The 15,476-nt window shown below is 70.5% G+C and carries 11 protein-coding genes and 2 pseudogenes; 6 read left to right on the plus strand and 7 right to left on the minus strand.

Translation table 11 applies throughout. From position 1 onward, the window contains the following. Positions 1-747: 747 nt before the first annotated feature. Positions 748-1,107: an ANTAR domain-containing response regulator gene (locus FB458_RS19100; protein ID WP_170185758.1), complete on the plus strand. Its 360-nt coding sequence runs from the start codon at positions 748-750 to the stop codon at positions 1,105-1,107. Between the two features lie 383 nt (positions 1,108-1,490). On the opposite strand, the pseudogene istB reads toward FB458_RS19100, so the two are convergent. The 5 genes and pseudogenes from istB to FB458_RS19125 all read right to left on the minus strand — a co-directional run bounded on the left by istB (position 1,491) and on the right by FB458_RS19125 (position 6,716). Then, positions 1,491-2,301 (minus strand): annotated as a pseudogene (gene istB, locus FB458_RS19105) (IS21-like element helper ATPase IstB). Next, positions 2,301-3,549, minus strand: a pseudogene (gene istA / locus FB458_RS19110) (IS21 family transposase). The pseudogenes istB and istA overlap by 1 nt, the downstream one beginning before the upstream one ends. A gap of 99 nt (positions 3,550-3,648) precedes the next feature. Next, positions 3,649-4,815, minus strand: coding sequence for a beta-carotene 15,15'-dioxygenase, Brp/Blh family (locus FB458_RS19115; RefSeq protein ID WP_141849893.1), 1,167 nt, complete (start codon positions 4,813-4,815; stop codon positions 3,649-3,651). A 204-nt stretch (positions 4,816-5,019) separates the two neighbouring features. After that, positions 5,020-5,928 (minus strand): bacteriorhodopsin, encoded by a 909-nt coding sequence (locus FB458_RS19120; RefSeq protein ID WP_170185759.1) that lies wholly within the window; start codon positions 5,926-5,928, stop codon positions 5,020-5,022. Positions 5,929-6,140: 212 nt separating this feature from the next. Continuing rightward, positions 6,141-6,716: a MarR family winged helix-turn-helix transcriptional regulator gene (locus FB458_RS19125; RefSeq protein WP_141849895.1), complete on the minus strand. Its 576-nt coding sequence runs from the start codon at positions 6,714-6,716 to the stop codon at positions 6,141-6,143. A 439-nt stretch (positions 6,717-7,155) separates the two neighbouring features. Here FB458_RS19125 and FB458_RS19135 point away from each other — a divergent pair, with 439 nt between their 5' ends. Genes FB458_RS19135 through FB458_RS19155 form a run of 5 tightly spaced genes read left to right on the plus strand, consistent with a single transcriptional unit; the run spans position 7,156 to position 13,068 of the window. Beyond that, positions 7,156-8,973 (plus strand): thiamine pyrophosphate-requiring protein, encoded by a 1,818-nt coding sequence (locus FB458_RS19135; RefSeq protein WP_141849896.1) that lies wholly within the window; start codon positions 7,156-7,158, stop codon positions 8,971-8,973. 52 nt (positions 8,974-9,025) lie between these two features. Then, positions 9,026-9,535 carry a hypothetical protein gene (locus FB458_RS19140; protein WP_211356097.1) on the plus strand — a complete coding sequence of 170 codons (510 nt, stop codon included), beginning with the start codon at positions 9,026-9,028 and terminating at the stop codon, positions 9,533-9,535. Further along, positions 9,532-10,257, plus strand: a complete 726-nt coding sequence (locus FB458_RS19145) for a gluconate 2-dehydrogenase subunit 3 family protein (RefSeq protein WP_141849897.1) — start codon at positions 9,532-9,534, stop codon at positions 10,255-10,257. The genes FB458_RS19140 and FB458_RS19145 overlap by 4 nt, the downstream gene beginning before the upstream one ends. A gap of 4 nt (positions 10,258-10,261) precedes the next feature. After that, complete coding sequence (locus FB458_RS19150) at positions 10,262-11,971, plus strand: GMC family oxidoreductase (protein ID WP_246061383.1); 1,710 nt, start codon at positions 10,262-10,264, stop codon at positions 11,969-11,971. Between the two features lie 50 nt (positions 11,972-12,021). Then, positions 12,022-13,068: an enolase C-terminal domain-like protein gene (locus FB458_RS19155; protein ID WP_211356098.1), complete on the plus strand. Its 1,047-nt coding sequence runs from the start codon at positions 12,022-12,024 to the stop codon at positions 13,066-13,068. A 138-nt stretch (positions 13,069-13,206) separates the two neighbouring features. Here the strand turns inward: FB458_RS19155 and FB458_RS19160 are convergent, their stop codons facing one another. After that, entirely contained in the window at positions 13,207-14,979 is a 1,773-nt protein-coding gene (locus FB458_RS19160) for a glycoside hydrolase family 15 protein (protein ID WP_141849899.1), read from the minus strand. Further along, on the minus strand, positions 14,976-15,437 hold the full coding sequence (locus FB458_RS19165) for a hypothetical protein (protein WP_141849900.1): 462 nt from the start codon (positions 15,435-15,437) through the stop codon (positions 14,976-14,978). The genes FB458_RS19160 and FB458_RS19165 overlap by 4 nt, the downstream gene beginning before the upstream one ends. Positions 15,438-15,476: the final 39 nt, after the last annotated feature.

Here is a 15,476-nt window from a genome sequence, read left to right on the forward strand (position 1 = left end):
GGACCGGCTCGACGTCGAGAGTAGCGTCTACAGGCCCTTGAGCAGGTGCACCGCCCCCGGCCTGCTGGTCACGACGCGGACACCGACCTGGCCGGAAAGATGACAAGCCCACGCCTCGAAGGCGGCCGTCTTCTCGTGCTGGCCCTGGAAAAACTGCGGGTCGTGTCGGCGAACGAGTCGTGGGGCGTGCCTCTGGACCCCGACGTGGCGGGAGTGGGCTGCTGACTTGCATCAGTTCGTCCATCAGCGGCGGCGGGCCACGGCCAAGTCCTCAACGACGCGGCGTGCCATGCCGGATCGGTCGACAGCTTCAACCGTCGAACGGCCACACGTCGACAGTGGATAAGGAACCGACCCCCCGTGGATGCAGACGATGGTGACCGGGTCATCCGAACCGGCGTGACCGAGGCACAGCGGTCCTTACGCCGGGCGGTACTGACGCCGGCGGTGGCCACTTCTGTCGGCGGCGGCCGGTTCAGCAGGGGCGGTAGAGCGCGTAAGACGGGGATGACGGGGGTGACGGCGATGACTGGGGTGATGGGGATGACCCGGTCCGGCGATCGACCGCACAGGTGGCGCCTCCTCAGCCGCAATCACTATCGTGGGCGGAAAACGGAATCCGCCTGTGTCGAGCAGTGGGCACCTGGTCTTGCGGATCTGGGCCTGAGCTGAGGAGCAATGACCCGTTCATCTTCATCGCGTTCTCGCCGGCGACAGCTCGCGCACATCCCTTTATCGTCGGCCACCGTGGAATCGTTGAGCACGCCGGCACAAGGGGTAGACCCGGGATCTACGGTCGCCTCCGGGTCGACCGGTCTGCCCCACCCAGCCGAACCCCCGCTCAAGAGCCGCGCAGAGCTGGAAAACGAGAACGCTGGGCTGAAGATCGCGCTGACGACCAACCGTCAGATCGGGGCGGCGGTAGGGATCCTCATGGTGCAGCGTGGCCTGTGTTACGACGAGGCGTTCGCCGAACTACGGCAGGCGAGCCAGCGCACCAACCGGCCTCTACGCGAACTGGCTGAGGAGCTGGTCTCCACGGGAGTGCTGGACGACCGTCGTGGAGCCGGTCGCTCCTGGGGTCCGGCGGGGCCACCTGCGCCGTGAGCCCCAGCACGGCACCTCACGCCCCCAGCACGGCACCCCACGCCCCCAGCGGGTACCTTCACCCACCTCACACACCACCCATGGTTCACGCGGGACGCGGCAGCGAGATGCTGCTCACGACGAGCGCCGCCGTGGCCCTGCTGCGAGCCTGACGACCGACCCGGTCAAGCCACAGGTCATGCCCCGGTTATGCCCCGGTTATGCCCCGGTTAGGCCCTAGGTCATGTACCAGGTCATGCCCCAGTCGTGCGCCAGCGCCTAGGAACGAAGGACGGCGTCAAGCCCAGGTGGGCCCGGGTGACCAAAACCCGGTGAGCCTGTCGACAACGGGCGAATGTGAGGCCGTTCCGACGTTCGAAAACGAGGCCACCTGTTCGTGTTGCTTAGTGTGCCGCGTCTTGGGTCTTGATGCTCGGCAGGGTGTCGATGCCGCGGTTGCGGAGGCGGTAGCTGGCGCCCTTGAGGGTCAGGACGTCGGCGTGGTGCACGACGCGGTCGATCATGGCGGCGGCGACGACCTGGTCGCCGAAAACGCCGCCCCAGCCGCTGAAGGGCAGGTTGCTGGTCAGGATCAGCGACGCGTGTTCGTAGCGGCTGCTGACGAGCTGGAAGAAGAGGTTCGCGGCGTCCTGCTCGAAGGGGAGGTAACCGACCTCGTCGACGATGATCAGGCCGTAGCGGCGCAGCCGGGCCAGCTCGTTCGCGAGCCGGCCGATGCGGTGTGCGTCGCCAAGGCGGGTGACCCAGTCGGTGGCCGTGGCGAACAGGACGCGGTGGCCGTGGTGCGCGGCCACGATGCCGAGACCGGTGGCCAGGTGGATCTTGCCGGTGCCGGGAGGGCCGAGCAGGACCACGTTGCGGGCCTCGGTCAGGAACGCCCCGGACGCCAGGGACCCGACCTGTTGCCGGACGCTGGGTTGCGCGTCCCAGTCAAACTCCTCGAGGGTCTTGCGGGCCGAGAACCCGGCGGCCCGGATCCGCAGCTGCGCCGGAGGCGTTGCGGGCGGCGACCTCTCGCTCGAGCACCGCAGCGAGGTACTCCTCGTGGGTCCACCCGGCGTCACGGGCGTGGTCCGCGAGCCGGCCCGCCGCTTCAAGGATCCGAGGGGCCTTGAGCGCCGAGGCCAGATAGGTGAGCTGCTTGACCGCCTCTGGTTGGGAGCTGGCCTGAGCGATGGTCTTGGCTGCAGGCATCACGCCACCTGCCCGTCGCTGACGTCCGCCAAGCCGAACGCGCGGTCGTACTCGGCCAAGTCCCGCACCAGCTCATCGCCTGACTCGAGCGAGTCGCGGGGGTCGGCCGCCCGGGGTCGCTGGTACTGCTCCCGCAACGCCTTTGCGGCGGCCACATGGGCGGGGTCGGTGACGGTCCGTCCCCGCGCCCACGCACGGTCGTGGGAGGCGACCAGCCGTCCCTCGTGGGTGACGGTGACCTGGTCGAGATCGGCGCGGACGTCGACGAAACGGCCGATGGCGCCGGGGTCGACGGAGTAGTCGCTGGAGTCGACCCGCACGTAGTAGTCCCGGCCGAGGCGGACCCGGTTGACCCACCCCACCGCGGGCGGGATCGGCGGCAGCGGGAGCATGCCTGCCCGGTCGGCGTCGAGCAGGTCGACGGGGCGGGCCCGGGTCGTGCGGACTATCCGGGTGTTCGCCTTGGTCAGCCAGTCGGTCAGCTGGGTGTTGAAGTCGGCCGGCGACGCGAAGGTGCGCCCGGGCATGAAGGAGGTCTCGAGGTAGCCGTTGCGGCGTTCCACGATGCCCTAAGACTCCGGATCATGTTGATCAGCACGGCTTGAGCCGCACCAGCGTCGTGGCCAGGGTGCCGGTGAACTCGCCGACGCCGTCGGCGTGCCGCTTCCCCCGGCCGATGCCGGACTCGTTGTCCCAGATCAGTCGGCGAGGAACGCGACCCAGGCCCTCGATCAGGGTCCGCATGCCTAGCAGCAGGTCCTCGGTGCGCCGCGTCGGCAGCATCCGCGCGAGTGTGAACCGGGAGTGGGCGCACGTCATCACCAGGACCGGCAGCAGCGAGCTCGCCCCGTCCTCGAGAGCGATCTTCTTCGGCGGGAACCACAGGTCGCACTGGGCGGCGTCGCCGGCCAGCCACGTCAGCCGGTCCGTCGGGTCCACCAGCCGGTGCTCCGGCCGCAGCCGGCGCACATGCTCGCGGAACCACGTGATCGACCCGGTCCACCCGACTCGCTCCGCGATCACCGTGGCCGGCATGTCCGGCGTGGCCGCGAGCAGCTGACGCACCGCCGGTTCGAACGGAGTGAACGCTGTCGGCACGGCCGGGCGGCCGTACTTCGGCGGCCCGGCCGATGCGACCGCCCGCGCCACCGTCGACCGTCCCACGCCCAGGTCCCGCGCGACCTGCCGCTGCGGCAGCCCGTCCGCGACCAGCCGCCGGATCAGAGCCCAGTCCTCCACCGAGATCACCCACCCAATCTGTCGGGGTGGCCTCATTTTCGACCGTCGCTATGGCCTCGTTTTCGACCGTCGCCGACAGAGACCGTAACGTTGGCGCCCTGAGTGCGGTCACGTCACGCGATCCCGACGGTCCCGACGGTCCCGACGGCCAAGACGGCGGGAGCGGCCGCGGATGGTGCGGATATCCATCCAGGCCACGATGATCAGGTGCGGCACGGTCAGGGCGAGAAGGCCCGCCACCACGGGACCAACCAGCCCCTGGTGCTGGTAGGCGATGACGTACACGATGACGATCATGGTAAGCGCGACCAGGCTGGGAAGAGTGGCCTGTCGCACAAACCGGATGATGGGCTGGACTAGTCGTCCTGCAGCCAGGTCACGGCCGTTGGCGGGATCTACCGCGATCATGCGGGCGGTGTGTCGTAGGCCGTGCCAGGCGCCGAAGTACACCCCGAATGCCACCATGGGCGGCGCGACGGCAAACAGTGCACCCAGGAGCGGCGCCTCGAGGGCGGCAAGCCAGCGGCGGCGGCGAGCCGCGATGAGCGTCGAAACGGCCGTGGCACACAGCGCTGCGATGAAGAACGCCTCACGTGTTGACGGGCGGGGCGGCGTGAGGTGCGGCGCGATTGTCGTCAACGCAGGGTCTGCCTGAACCGGCCAGAAAAGCAGGGGCCCGGTGACGACGAACGCTCCGTGCGAGACCACGTCGCACATCACGACGACCAAGGCCGCGGCAGTGGCAAACCTGCGCCGCCACCCGCTACACCGCCCGTGCCGACCTCTAGGGCCAGCCCCATCTGCAGCAGCCCCAGCCATCACGTCGCCAAGGCCAAAGTGCAGGACCGAAAGGACCAAAAGAATAGGCAGGAGCAGAGAACCGACTTCCCGCAGGCCCCACCATGTGGTGACCGCTACAGCGAGGTACCCGGCCAGCAGAAGTCCGAGCAAGACATGGGGCATCCAACACGACCACGTCCGTGGCAACAGAGTCCGTCGCAACAGAGTCCGCCACGGCGGCGAGCCACCAGATCGCCGGCCGTCGCGCCGATCGAGCGGGACGCTCGCTGTGACGGTGGCCGTGGCTGCGTCGGCGGGCGGGTTATTCCCCAGCTTGCCAGGTGTGGCCGTCCAGAACGGTACGAGGTGGTCGACCGCGCCGTGCGGCAGACCAAGCAAGAACCCCACCACGAGGATCTCCGGGGCCACCGCCGCGACGCCATGAGGAGCCGCCGCCGCGATCACCACGGTCGCGGCGACGGCCCCGACCGACACCAGCTGGACCCGAGCTGCCAAACCCCGTCGGACCCAGACCCGGACCCCGGCCCGGGACTTACGTCGCCGGGGCGCGAAGAGCGCTACGCGTCCGATCATCTCTAGGCCGCCTGTTGTTCGCTCGTCCGGTGGTCCCGGGGTCCGGTGGTCCGGTGGTCCGGAGGTCCGGTGGTCCGGAGGTCCGGAGGTCCGGAGGTCCGGAGGTCAGGTGCGGGGCTGCTTGCCTCGACGCGGCGGGAGGGAGTCGGCCGTCGGGTGGGGCGTATCCGTGGCCGCTTCCACGACCCGTTCGGCGGACATGGATGCGGCGGTGACCAGCACGGGCTGGGCTCCGGCGGCCAGCTTGACCGAGGACACCCAGATGTCCTCGGGGTGGGCACCCTCCCCGGTGTTCATGTCGTCGGCGGTGCGCACCTTGGCGACCTTGTGGATCATGGCTCCGAAACCGGCCTTGGCCGCGATGTCGGCAGCGCAGAACCCAACCTGGATGATCGTGGTCGCGGTGCCACCGGAGGTCCAGTTGTGGATGCCGTAGGCGATGGGGTACCACACCCACACCAACAACAGCAGGAACACCGCGTTGCGGTATCCAAGGTAGGCGACCGGGCTCATCCCCTCGTGAGAGGCGCGCAGCACCCCCAGCAGGACGACGTACAACAGCGCGAAGAAGACAGTCGAGATGATGCCCCACAGCAGCATCGCCGAGGAGCTGGTGCCGTTGCCGATGACGCCCGCCCCCAGGTAGCCGGTAAAGATCATCAAGAACGCGGCCGACATGGCGACGAGCCGGGTCTGACGGGCGCGGCCGCCGGTCAGGGTGGAGACAGCCAGAGCTTCGACCATGAGCAGCGGGACCGTGACGGACCAGTCCATGTACCGCGGCAGGTAGCTGTTGACCGACTCCGCTGTCGGCACGTATTGGCCACCGCTCAGCTGATAGCCGGAGTCGAACTTCAACGCCAGGAACACGTAAGACAAGAACGCGACCCCGCAGATGCACATCGAGGCATACAGGGCAGGCCGGTACCGCGAGGACACCTCGCCGGCCGAGACCCACGTCTTCACAAACTGGGCGAACAGGGCGAGACCGGCGACGACCAGCGAGTAGAACACCAGCTGATACTGCGGTTGGCTGAGCGACACGTTCCACGGGGCGGTCACATCAAGAGGGACAGACACCTTGTACTCCAAGAGGGGAAGGAACACTGACATTCCACTAATACCCTCACTACACAAACTTTGCACCCTGCAAACACTGATGACGAGCCCACCCGCATCCCCGGGACGAAGATCCCGGGCAACGATCGGGACAGCGGCTCCGCGCGTCAGCCAGGCTCGCCACCCCAGGCCTGCCACCCCAAAGCGGACGGGTCGGCCACGTTGGGGACACCCGGCCCGAGGGCACCGCTGGCGTTGGCGAAGGCACGTAGGCTGCGTGCCAGTTCCTTGCGGGCCGTGGGGCTCATGCTGGCGAGGATCGGTGCGATGGCCTGGCGACGGGCCTGCGTGACCTGATCGACGATGTGGCGTCCTGACGGGGTCAACGCCACCCGCAGGACGCGCCGGTCCTCGGTGTTCTCCTGCCGGGTCAGCAGGCCTTTGCGGACCAGCCGGTCACACATCCGGCTCGCGCGAGTGATGTGTAGACCCATGAGCCGTGCGAGGTCTCCAAGGCTGGCGACGTCACGAGAGGCCAGGAGGACCAGGATGCGCAGCTGCACCAGATTGACCTCACTGGCGACCGCCGTCACCGACAGCGCGGAGATCGCGACCAGAGAGCGACACGCAGCCAGGACGGCCTCGACGTCCTGGGCAACCGGGTCAGCACTGGCCTGTGCGTCCTGACTCGGGGCGTCGGCCTGACCAGCGCGGCCCCTGCCTGGCGGGACCTCCGTGGGCATCGCGTGACGCGACCCCACCCGGGATCCCACCCGGGACCCCTGCCCTGACCCCTGCCCTGACCCCTGCCGCGGAGTCTGCCCTGGCCCCTGCCGTGACGTCGGTGGAGACGTCGGTGGAGACGTCGGCGGGGACGTCGGCGGGGACGTCGGCGGGGGCTGTCGCCGGGGTTTCTGCTTCTCACGCAGGGATTTTGCGGAGGCTGCCGACGAGGTGGTTCCTGCTGGGGCGTCACGGCGTCGCGTCGGCATGGCGGCAGCGTAGACGGATCATGGCCGACCCGTGGCGATGTCGGTGGTGATCGGCCAGCGTCATTTTCGACGAGGAACCATTGCGTGGCGCAACGGTTGCGTGTAGACCGGAACAGGTCGGGTTCCTCCTGCGGCGCGACTCTGCGCCGCGGGACCGACGCGGGGGCGTATCGGATCGAGAGGACAGGCCATGGCCGACACGGTCGCCGATTTCCTGCTGCACCGGCTGCGTCAGTGGGGGGTGAGGCAGGTCTTCGGGTATCCCGGTGACGGGATCAACGGGCTGCTGGCCGCGTGGGGCCGCGCCGACGACGACCCGCAGTTCGTCCAGGCGCGGCATGAGGAGATGGCGGCCTTCGAGGCCGTCGGGTTCGCCAAGTTCTCCGGTCAGGTCGGTGTGTGTGTCGCGACGAGCGGGCCGGGGGCGGTGCACCTGCTCAACGGCCTGTACGACGCCAAGCTCGACCACGTCCCGGTCGTCGCGATCGTGGGCCAGACGGAGCGTTCGGCCATGGGCGGGTCGTACCAGCAGGAGATCGACCTGCTGACGCTGTTCAAGGACGTGTGCAGCGACTACGTGCAGATGTGCACCGTGCCGCAGCAGCTGCCCAACCTGCTCGACCGGGCAATCCGCGTGGCCGCCTCGGAGCATGCACCGACGTGCATCATCGTCCCCTCTGACGTCCTCGAGCTGACCTACGAGGCCCCGGGTCACGAGTTCAAACAGGTCCCCTCGAGCATCGGCGCGACGAGCGCCACCGTCCGGCCCGACGACGACGCCGTGGCGCGGGCGGCCGAGATCCTCAACGCGGGTGAGAAGGTCGCCCTTCTTGTCGGACAGGGCGCCCGGGGCTGCGTCGAGGAGCTGACCCAGGTCGCCGACCTGCTCGGCGCCGGCGCCGCCAAGGCGCTGCTGGGCAAGGACGTGCTGTCCGACGACCTGCCCTGGGTGACCGGCTCCATCGGCCTGCTGGGCACCACCGCGTCGTACCACCTGATGATGGACTGCGACACCCTGCTGACGGTCGGGTCCAACTTCCCGTACACCCAGTTCCTGCCGCCCCTGGACCAGGCCCGTGCCATCCAGATCGACCGGTCGGCCAAGTGGATCGGGATGCGCTACCCCTACGAGCTCAACCTCGTCGGGGACGCCAAGGTGACGCTCCAGGCCCTCATCCCGCTGCTGCGACGCAAGGACGACCGCAGCTGGCGCGAAGGGGTTGAGTCGAACGTCGCGGACTGGTGGTCGACGATCGAGCGACAGGCCACGATCGGCGCCGACCCCGTCAACCCGCTGACCATCTTCCACGAGCTGTCCACCCGTATGCCGACCAATGCGATCATCGCCGCCGACTCCGGCAGCGCCGCCAACTGGTACGCCCGGGTCCTGCGCTTCCGCGGTGACGTGCGCGGCTCCCTGTCCGGCACGCTGGCCACGATGGGCCCCGGCGTCCCCTACGCCATCGGGGCCAAATGGGCCCACCCCGACCGACCGACCATCGCCTTCGTCGGCGACGGCGCCATGCAGATGAACGGGCTCGCCGAGCTCATCACGATCAAGCACTACTGGCAGCAGTGGGCCGATCCCCGACTGGTCGTGGCGGTCCTGCACAACAACGACCTCAACCAGGTGACGTGGGAGATGCGGGCGATGGAGGGCGCGCCGAAGTTCGCCCCGTCGCAGACCCTGCCCGACGTCGACTACGCCGCCTTTGCCCGCTCCCTCGGGCTCGCCGGCGTCACCGTCACCGACGCCGCCGGTCTCGGACCGGCCTGGGACGCAGCCCTGTCGGCGGACCGCCCCACCGTCATCGACGTCCACTGCGACCCCAACGTCCCGCCCATCCCGCCGCACGCGACGGCCGACCAGGTCACGTCGCTGGCCGGCGCTGTGCTGCACGGCGATGAAGACGCCTGGAGCTTCGCCCGCCAGGGCCTGAAACAGAAGGTCCAGCAATACCTGCCCGACCTCCCCCACCTGCCCCACAGCCGACGGAAGGAGTCCTGAGGTGCCCACCTCTTTGCCCGCTGCCTTCGGTGCGCCCGCCGGCCTCGAGCACATGGCCGACACCGTCATCGAGACGGTCGTGGCGGACATCCGCTCCGGTCGCTTCGAACGCACACTCGCGGCCCTGACGGCCGCGGGCGCCGCGGTCACCGCAGCGGAGATCTACCTTTCGCACGACGGCGCCAGCTTCGGCAACAAGCTCATGTGGTGGCCGATCGCGGTCGTCCCCACCGCCATCCCGGCCGGGATCGCCGCCGTGGTGTCGCCCCGCGCGGCTCACACCGTGCTGCCCCTGGCCTCGGCAGCCATCGTCGTCAACGGCCTGCAGGGGACCTACCTGCACTGGCGCGGTATCCGGCAACGCCCAGGAGGTCTGACCCGCTACAACCTCGAGGCCGGGCCCCCACCGTTCGCGCCGCTGCTGGCCTCTCTCGTCGGCGGGATGGGCCTGCTCGCCGCGGTCCTGCGGCGTGAGTCGTTCACGACCGGCCGCGCACCGACGTCAGGCCCCCTGCGGATTCTCGCCGCCCTGCCGGTCCTGCCGCACCGGTGGCGGCGGTGACGTACCGCAGCCCTCGCCAGCGCGCTGTCACACCGCAGGCCCGTGGCCGGTTCGGCGACTTCGACGTGCTCTCCAGCGTGGGCCAGTGGGACGACGTCACCGCCGGTGTGGTCCTCGGCCGTCTCGCACTTCCGGGCGAGCTGGCGTTCTTCACCCCTGGCGAGGTGGCGATCGCCGCGCCGCTGCTTGACCTGCTGCTCGCTCAGGACGGCGAACCGCGGATCCCCGTCCTCGCCCTGATCGACCAGCGCCTCGCCGTCGGCGAGACCGACGGCTGGCACTACGACGACCTGCCGGAGGACGCGCAGGCCTGGCGCGCCACCCTGAGCGCCCTCGACGACGACGCCCGGTCCGGCCCGACCGGTCGGCCCTTCGCCGAGCTCCCCTCCCCCGCCCAGGCCGTCCTCGTCCAGAGCGTCCATGACCTCGCGAACACGGTGCACCCGGACCCGGGCCAACCAGGCCGATGGCACGAGTGGCCCGCCCAGCAGGTCTGGAGCCTATGGACCCGCTACGCCTGCACCGCGTTCTACTCCCACCCGTGGGCGTGGAACGAGATCGGGTTCCCGGGGCCGGCCTACCCGCGCGGCTACCTGCATGCCGGCGTCGGAGACCGTGAACGGTGGGAGCGGGCCGACCGCGTGGACCGCGACCCCACCACGTTCGCGCAGCGCGTCGAGGCCGCTCGTCGCGAGCATGACCGGCTGCGTGGAGGTGGGTGACCCCGTGAGACCCGCGAACGTCCTCGGCATCGGGACCCGCACCGACGAGCGTGCGGTGCGCAGCCGCAACGACTCGGCGTGGCTGCTGCCCACCGACGGCTCTCGCACCAACCATCGGCTGCGCGAGGACATGCGCCGCTTCGACGACGAGGACGAGGTCGACCTCGTCGTCGTCGGTGCCGGAGCAGGCGGATCGGTGCTCACCCAGCGACTGGCACGCGCCGGCTGGCGCGTGGTGTGCCTCGACGCGGGACCGTTCTGGGACCCCGACCGGGACTGGGTCAGCGACGAACGCGGCTCCCACACGCTCTATTGGACCGAACCCCGCCAGATCGGCGGGTCCGACCCGGTCCCGCTGGGTTCGAACAACTCCGGTCGCGGGGTCGGTGGGTCGATGGTGCACTACGCCGGCTACACCCCCCGGTTCCACCCCTCCGACTTTCGTACCATGTCGCAGGACGGCGTCGGCGCCGACTGGCCCTTCGGGTACGAGGAGCTGAGGCCCTTCTACGAGGCGATCGAGCACGAGCTGCCCGTCGCCGGGCAGGACTGGCCCTGGGGTGACCCGCACACCTACCCCCACCACCCGCACCCGGTCGGTGGGAACGGCGAGATCTTCCTTCGCGGGGCCAAGGCGGCCGGCATCGAGGCCCGGGTCGGGCCGGTCGCCATCGCCAACGGACGCTTCGGCCACCGGCCCCACTGCATCTACCGGGGCTTCTGCCTGCAGGGGTGCAAGGTCAACGCCAAAGCCAGCCCGCTCATCACCCACGTCCCCGACGCCCTCGCCCACGGGGCCGAGATCCGCCCCGACAGCCACGTCACTCGGGTGCTCGTCGACGACCGCACGGGCACGGACCCCGTCGCCACCGGCGTGGAGTACCTAGGCGCCGGGCGGCTACATCGCCAACGGGCCCGCGCCGTGGCCGTCTGCGGCTACTCCATCGAAACACCGCGGCTGCTGCTGCTCTCCGCGACCAGCCGATTTCCCCGCGGGCTGGGTAACGACCACGATCAGGTCGGGCGCTACCTCATGGTCCAAGGCGCGCCTCAGACCGCCGGCCGGTTCGAGGACGAGATCCGGATGTACAAGGCCCCACCACCTGAGGTGTCGTCCGAGCAGTTCTACGAGACCGACCCGACCAAGCCCTACCGCCGCGGCTGGTCGATCCAGACCGTCAGCCCGCTGCCCATCACGTGGGCCGAGCACGTCGCGGCGCAGGGGCACTGGGGGGCCCCGCTGCGCGAGTACATGCGCGACTACGTCCACTGGGCCACGCTCGGCGCCCTGTGCGAGTACCTGCCACAGCCCGATAACCGCGTCACCCTTGCCGATGAGAAGGATCGGCACGGGTTGCCGGTCGCGCACTTCGCGTACTCGCAGTGCGAGAACGACCGGCTACTCACCAAGGCCGCCACCGCGTCCATGGAGGCCGTCCTGCGGGCGGCCGGCGCCAGTGAGGTCATGACGATCGACCGGTACGCCCACCTCGTCGGAGGTGCGCGGCTTGCGGCCCGAGCCGAGGACGGGGTCGTGGACGCGGACCACCGCGTCTTCGGCGTCCCCAACCTCTACGTCGTCGACGGCAGCACCCTGCCGACGCAAGGTTCGGCGAACCCCGCCCTGACCGTCATGGCCCTCGCCGCCCGCGCGGCTGACCGGCTCACCCGGCGCGCCCGACGTGGCCTCACGGAACACCAGACACGCTCGTGACGTGGGACAACAGGTCGGGTGGACCGCCCATCGCCCGTGTCCGAACACTGGTGCGCACCTTCCCCACCCCCGAGCCGGAGGCCGACGGAACCTTGGAGTGGTCGGCGACCACCGCCGTCGTCGTCCTGCTCGAGGCCGGCGACCACATCGGACTCGGCCTGACCTACTCCTCCCCCGCAGCCGAGGCGGTGATCCAGCACCACCTCGCCGACATCGTGCGCGGATCTGACGCACTGGCCGTCGCCGCGGACTGGGAGGCGATGCACCGGGCGGGGCGCAACCTGGGCACCCGGGGCCTGTTCGCCCACGCCCTGTCGGCCGTGGACATCGCCCGCTGGGACCTCGCCGCGCGCGTGCTCGGCACCAACGTCGCGGCACTGGCCGGCGGCGCCATCCGCGGCAGCATCCCGTTCTACGGTTCGGGCGGGTTCACCACCCTCGACGACACCCAGCTCGCCGACCAGGTCGACAGCTGGCTGCGGGACGGGGCGACGCGCGTCAAGATCAAGATCGGCGAGTCGTGGGGGACCCGGATCGACCGTGACCTGTCCCGCGTACATCGGCTCGCCGCCCTCGTCGGCCCCGGGGTGGCGATGATGGTCGACGCGAACGGCGGCTACTCCCCCGGCCAAGCCCGCCGCGTGGGGTTAGCTCTTGACGACCTCGGCGTCGACTGGTTCGAAGAGCCGGTCAGCAGCGACGCCGTCTCCTCCCTTAACCTCGTCCGACTCAGTGTGCGCTGCGACGTCACCGCCGGCGAGTACGCCGCGGACCTGTACGACATCGCCGCTCTCCTGCCGGTCGTCGACTGCCTCCAGCTGGACGCGACCCGCTGTGGCGGCTACACAGGATTTTTGCGCGGCGCCGCGCTGGCCGCATCATCAGGCCTGCAGGTCTCGGCGCACTGTGCCCCGGCAGTGCACGCGCCGATCGCCACTGCCGTGCCGAACCTGCGCCACGTCGAGTACTTCGTCGACCACGCCCGACTCGAGCCGCAGCTGATGGACGGCGTCGCGACCGCCGCCGACGGCGTCCTCACCCCGTCGGCGGGGAACGGTCACGGCCTGACCCTACGGCGGCCGGCAGCCACGCCCTGACGCGCGCGTGGTATCCCGGATCAGGCGCTCGGCCGGGGGTGGAATGCCCGAGGGGTGCCGCTCGGGGGTTTCCAACGCTCGGGCTGCCGGTGAGAGAGCCGGTCAGAGTGCCGGTCACGGCGCAGGTCACGGCGCAGGTCACGGCGCGCCGGCCGCTCGCCCCCGTCCCGTGCGCCCCAGACGAAGACCGCATTCGATCAGCAGGGCGTGGACGAACCCCTGTGGCAGGTTCGCTCGCATCTGCCGCTGCCGCACGTCGAACTCTTCGGACAGTAGCCCGGCCGGCCCTGCGGCTGCGCGCTGGCGCTCGAACCATCGGAAGGCCTCCACCTCGTCACCGGCCGCTAGCTGGGCGAGCGACATCGCGAACCCGCACAGCAAGAACGCGCCTTCGGCCTGCCCTAGGGGCTCCTGGTCGGCGGCGTAACGGTAGACGTAGCCGTCCTGGACCAGCTGGTCGGTGACCGCCGCCAGCGTGGCGACGGAGCGTTGGTCGTCGGCGGGCAGCGCGCCGCGCACCACGGCCATGAGCAGGGCCGCGTCCACACCCGGCCGGTCGGGAGCCTGACGCCACGAACCGTCCGCGTTGAGGCAACGCGTCGACGTCTCAGCCAGGATGCCGTCCGCAAGGGTCAGCAGCCGAGGCGCGTCGCTCGTGGCGACGTGCCCCGCCACCGCCCGCAAACCGGCCACGCAGGCCAGCCGTGAGTGGGTCCACCAGTCGTCGACCAGCTCCCACACTCCCGCGTCCGGCTCGCGCCACCGCTGCTCGACAAGGTCGGTGAGCACAGAGACGGCCTGTACGTCCTCGCTGCCCAGGTGGTCATGCCGACCTGACGCGGCGTACAGCTGCATCAGCTCACCACACATGTCGAGCTGGAACTGGCCGCGCACCCAGTTGCCGACCACGACCTGGCCACCGGGGTAACCGGGCAGGTCGAGTGTCTCCTCGTGCGGCGGCAGGCGCCCGTCGAGCCGGTACGCCGGCGCGAGCAGGGGTCCGTGCTCGAGAACCTTCGCGGTGGTGAAGGCGACGGCCTCGTCCAGCAGCGGATCAGGACCTGACACCGCGACGGCCTGACCGGCGTACGCCTGGTCACGCAACCACACGTAGCGGTAGTCGTAGTTACGGCCTGCCGCCGCCCGCTCCGGCAACCCCACGGTCGCGGCGGCCACCATCCCACCGCCCGGCGCGGTGAGCCCACGCAGCCCGGCGTACCCGTGGCGCGTGTCCCGTGGCGCCGCGCTGTCCTGATGCGCCGGGACCGTGTCACGCCACCACCGCTGCGTCGCCGACCACAGATGCTGCGCCGGGACAGGCTCGGGCGGGGGACGGTCCGACAGCTCGAGCACCAGGTCGTGACGGCCACCGGCGGGCACCTCGAGCCGCAGCCGCAGCGACCCGTCCCGCGTGCGTCGTGCGTGAGCGGCGCCCTGCCAGCGCACGTGCAGGGCGCCGCAGCGCCATGTCCAAGCCGCCGCCCCGTCGCGCTCTGGCCTGCCCAACGAAGGCGACGCGCGACCGAAGTCAGGAGCCACGTCGAGGACGACGTCGACGACGACCCGGTGCTCGCCCGCCTCCACCCGACGCAGCAGCGTGACCCGATGTGGATCCGCGGGCGTGGCCAGCGCCTCGCGACACTCGATGCGCGTGCTCGTGGTCGTCCACCGGCTGCGCCACACCAACGTGCCCGGCTCGTAGTACCCACCCCACACGAAGGGGTCGCGCGGGGTCACCGCGTAGACCCCAGGCCCGCCGAGGAGGTCGGCGAACACGGCGCCCGAGTCCCAGGCCGGCGCGCACAGCCAGGCGATCTCACCTCGCGGCCCGATCAGCGCCCCACGGTGGCCGTCAGCGAGAAACGCGTACTGCCGCAGGGTGTGCGGGGGAAACGTGGGTCGCGCGCTCATGACGGTGCCGCCACGGGTGTGGACGGCTGGTCGTGGAGCGGCGCCCAGGCCCATACCGAGGCCCATACCGAGGCCCATGCCGAGGCCCAGTGCGCCGCCCACAGCGAGGCCGGAGACGGCGAGGCCAGAGACGGCGAGGCCGGCGACGACGAGGCCCGGCGCAGCGAGGCCAGGAGCAGGGAGGCACTCGCCGCCGCGACGAGCGCGGACACGGTTGCCGGGCCACGGCGTCGGCGGTCGACGGCGGCCAGTCCCACCATCGACAGCGCATGCAGGACCTCGACGAGGACCGCTGCGCTTCGTCCGGTGTCGGGTCGCAGCAGGTACAGCGCGCCCTGGGCCACCTCACGGGCGCCGAGCACGCGGACGGCGGTGCGATCCACCGGGTCCGGGGTCGACCCGGACACCGCGCGCCACACGCGCGCTCCCTTGAACACCAAGACCGCGCCCCAGACCACGCTGCCGACGTCAACGGCCCGCCCCCATCCCCGGGGACC

Origin of the sequence: Lapillicoccus jejuensis (assembly GCF_006715055.1) — a bacterium.
GTDB lineage: Bacteria > Actinomycetota > Actinomycetes > Actinomycetales > Dermatophilaceae > Lapillicoccus > Lapillicoccus jejuensis.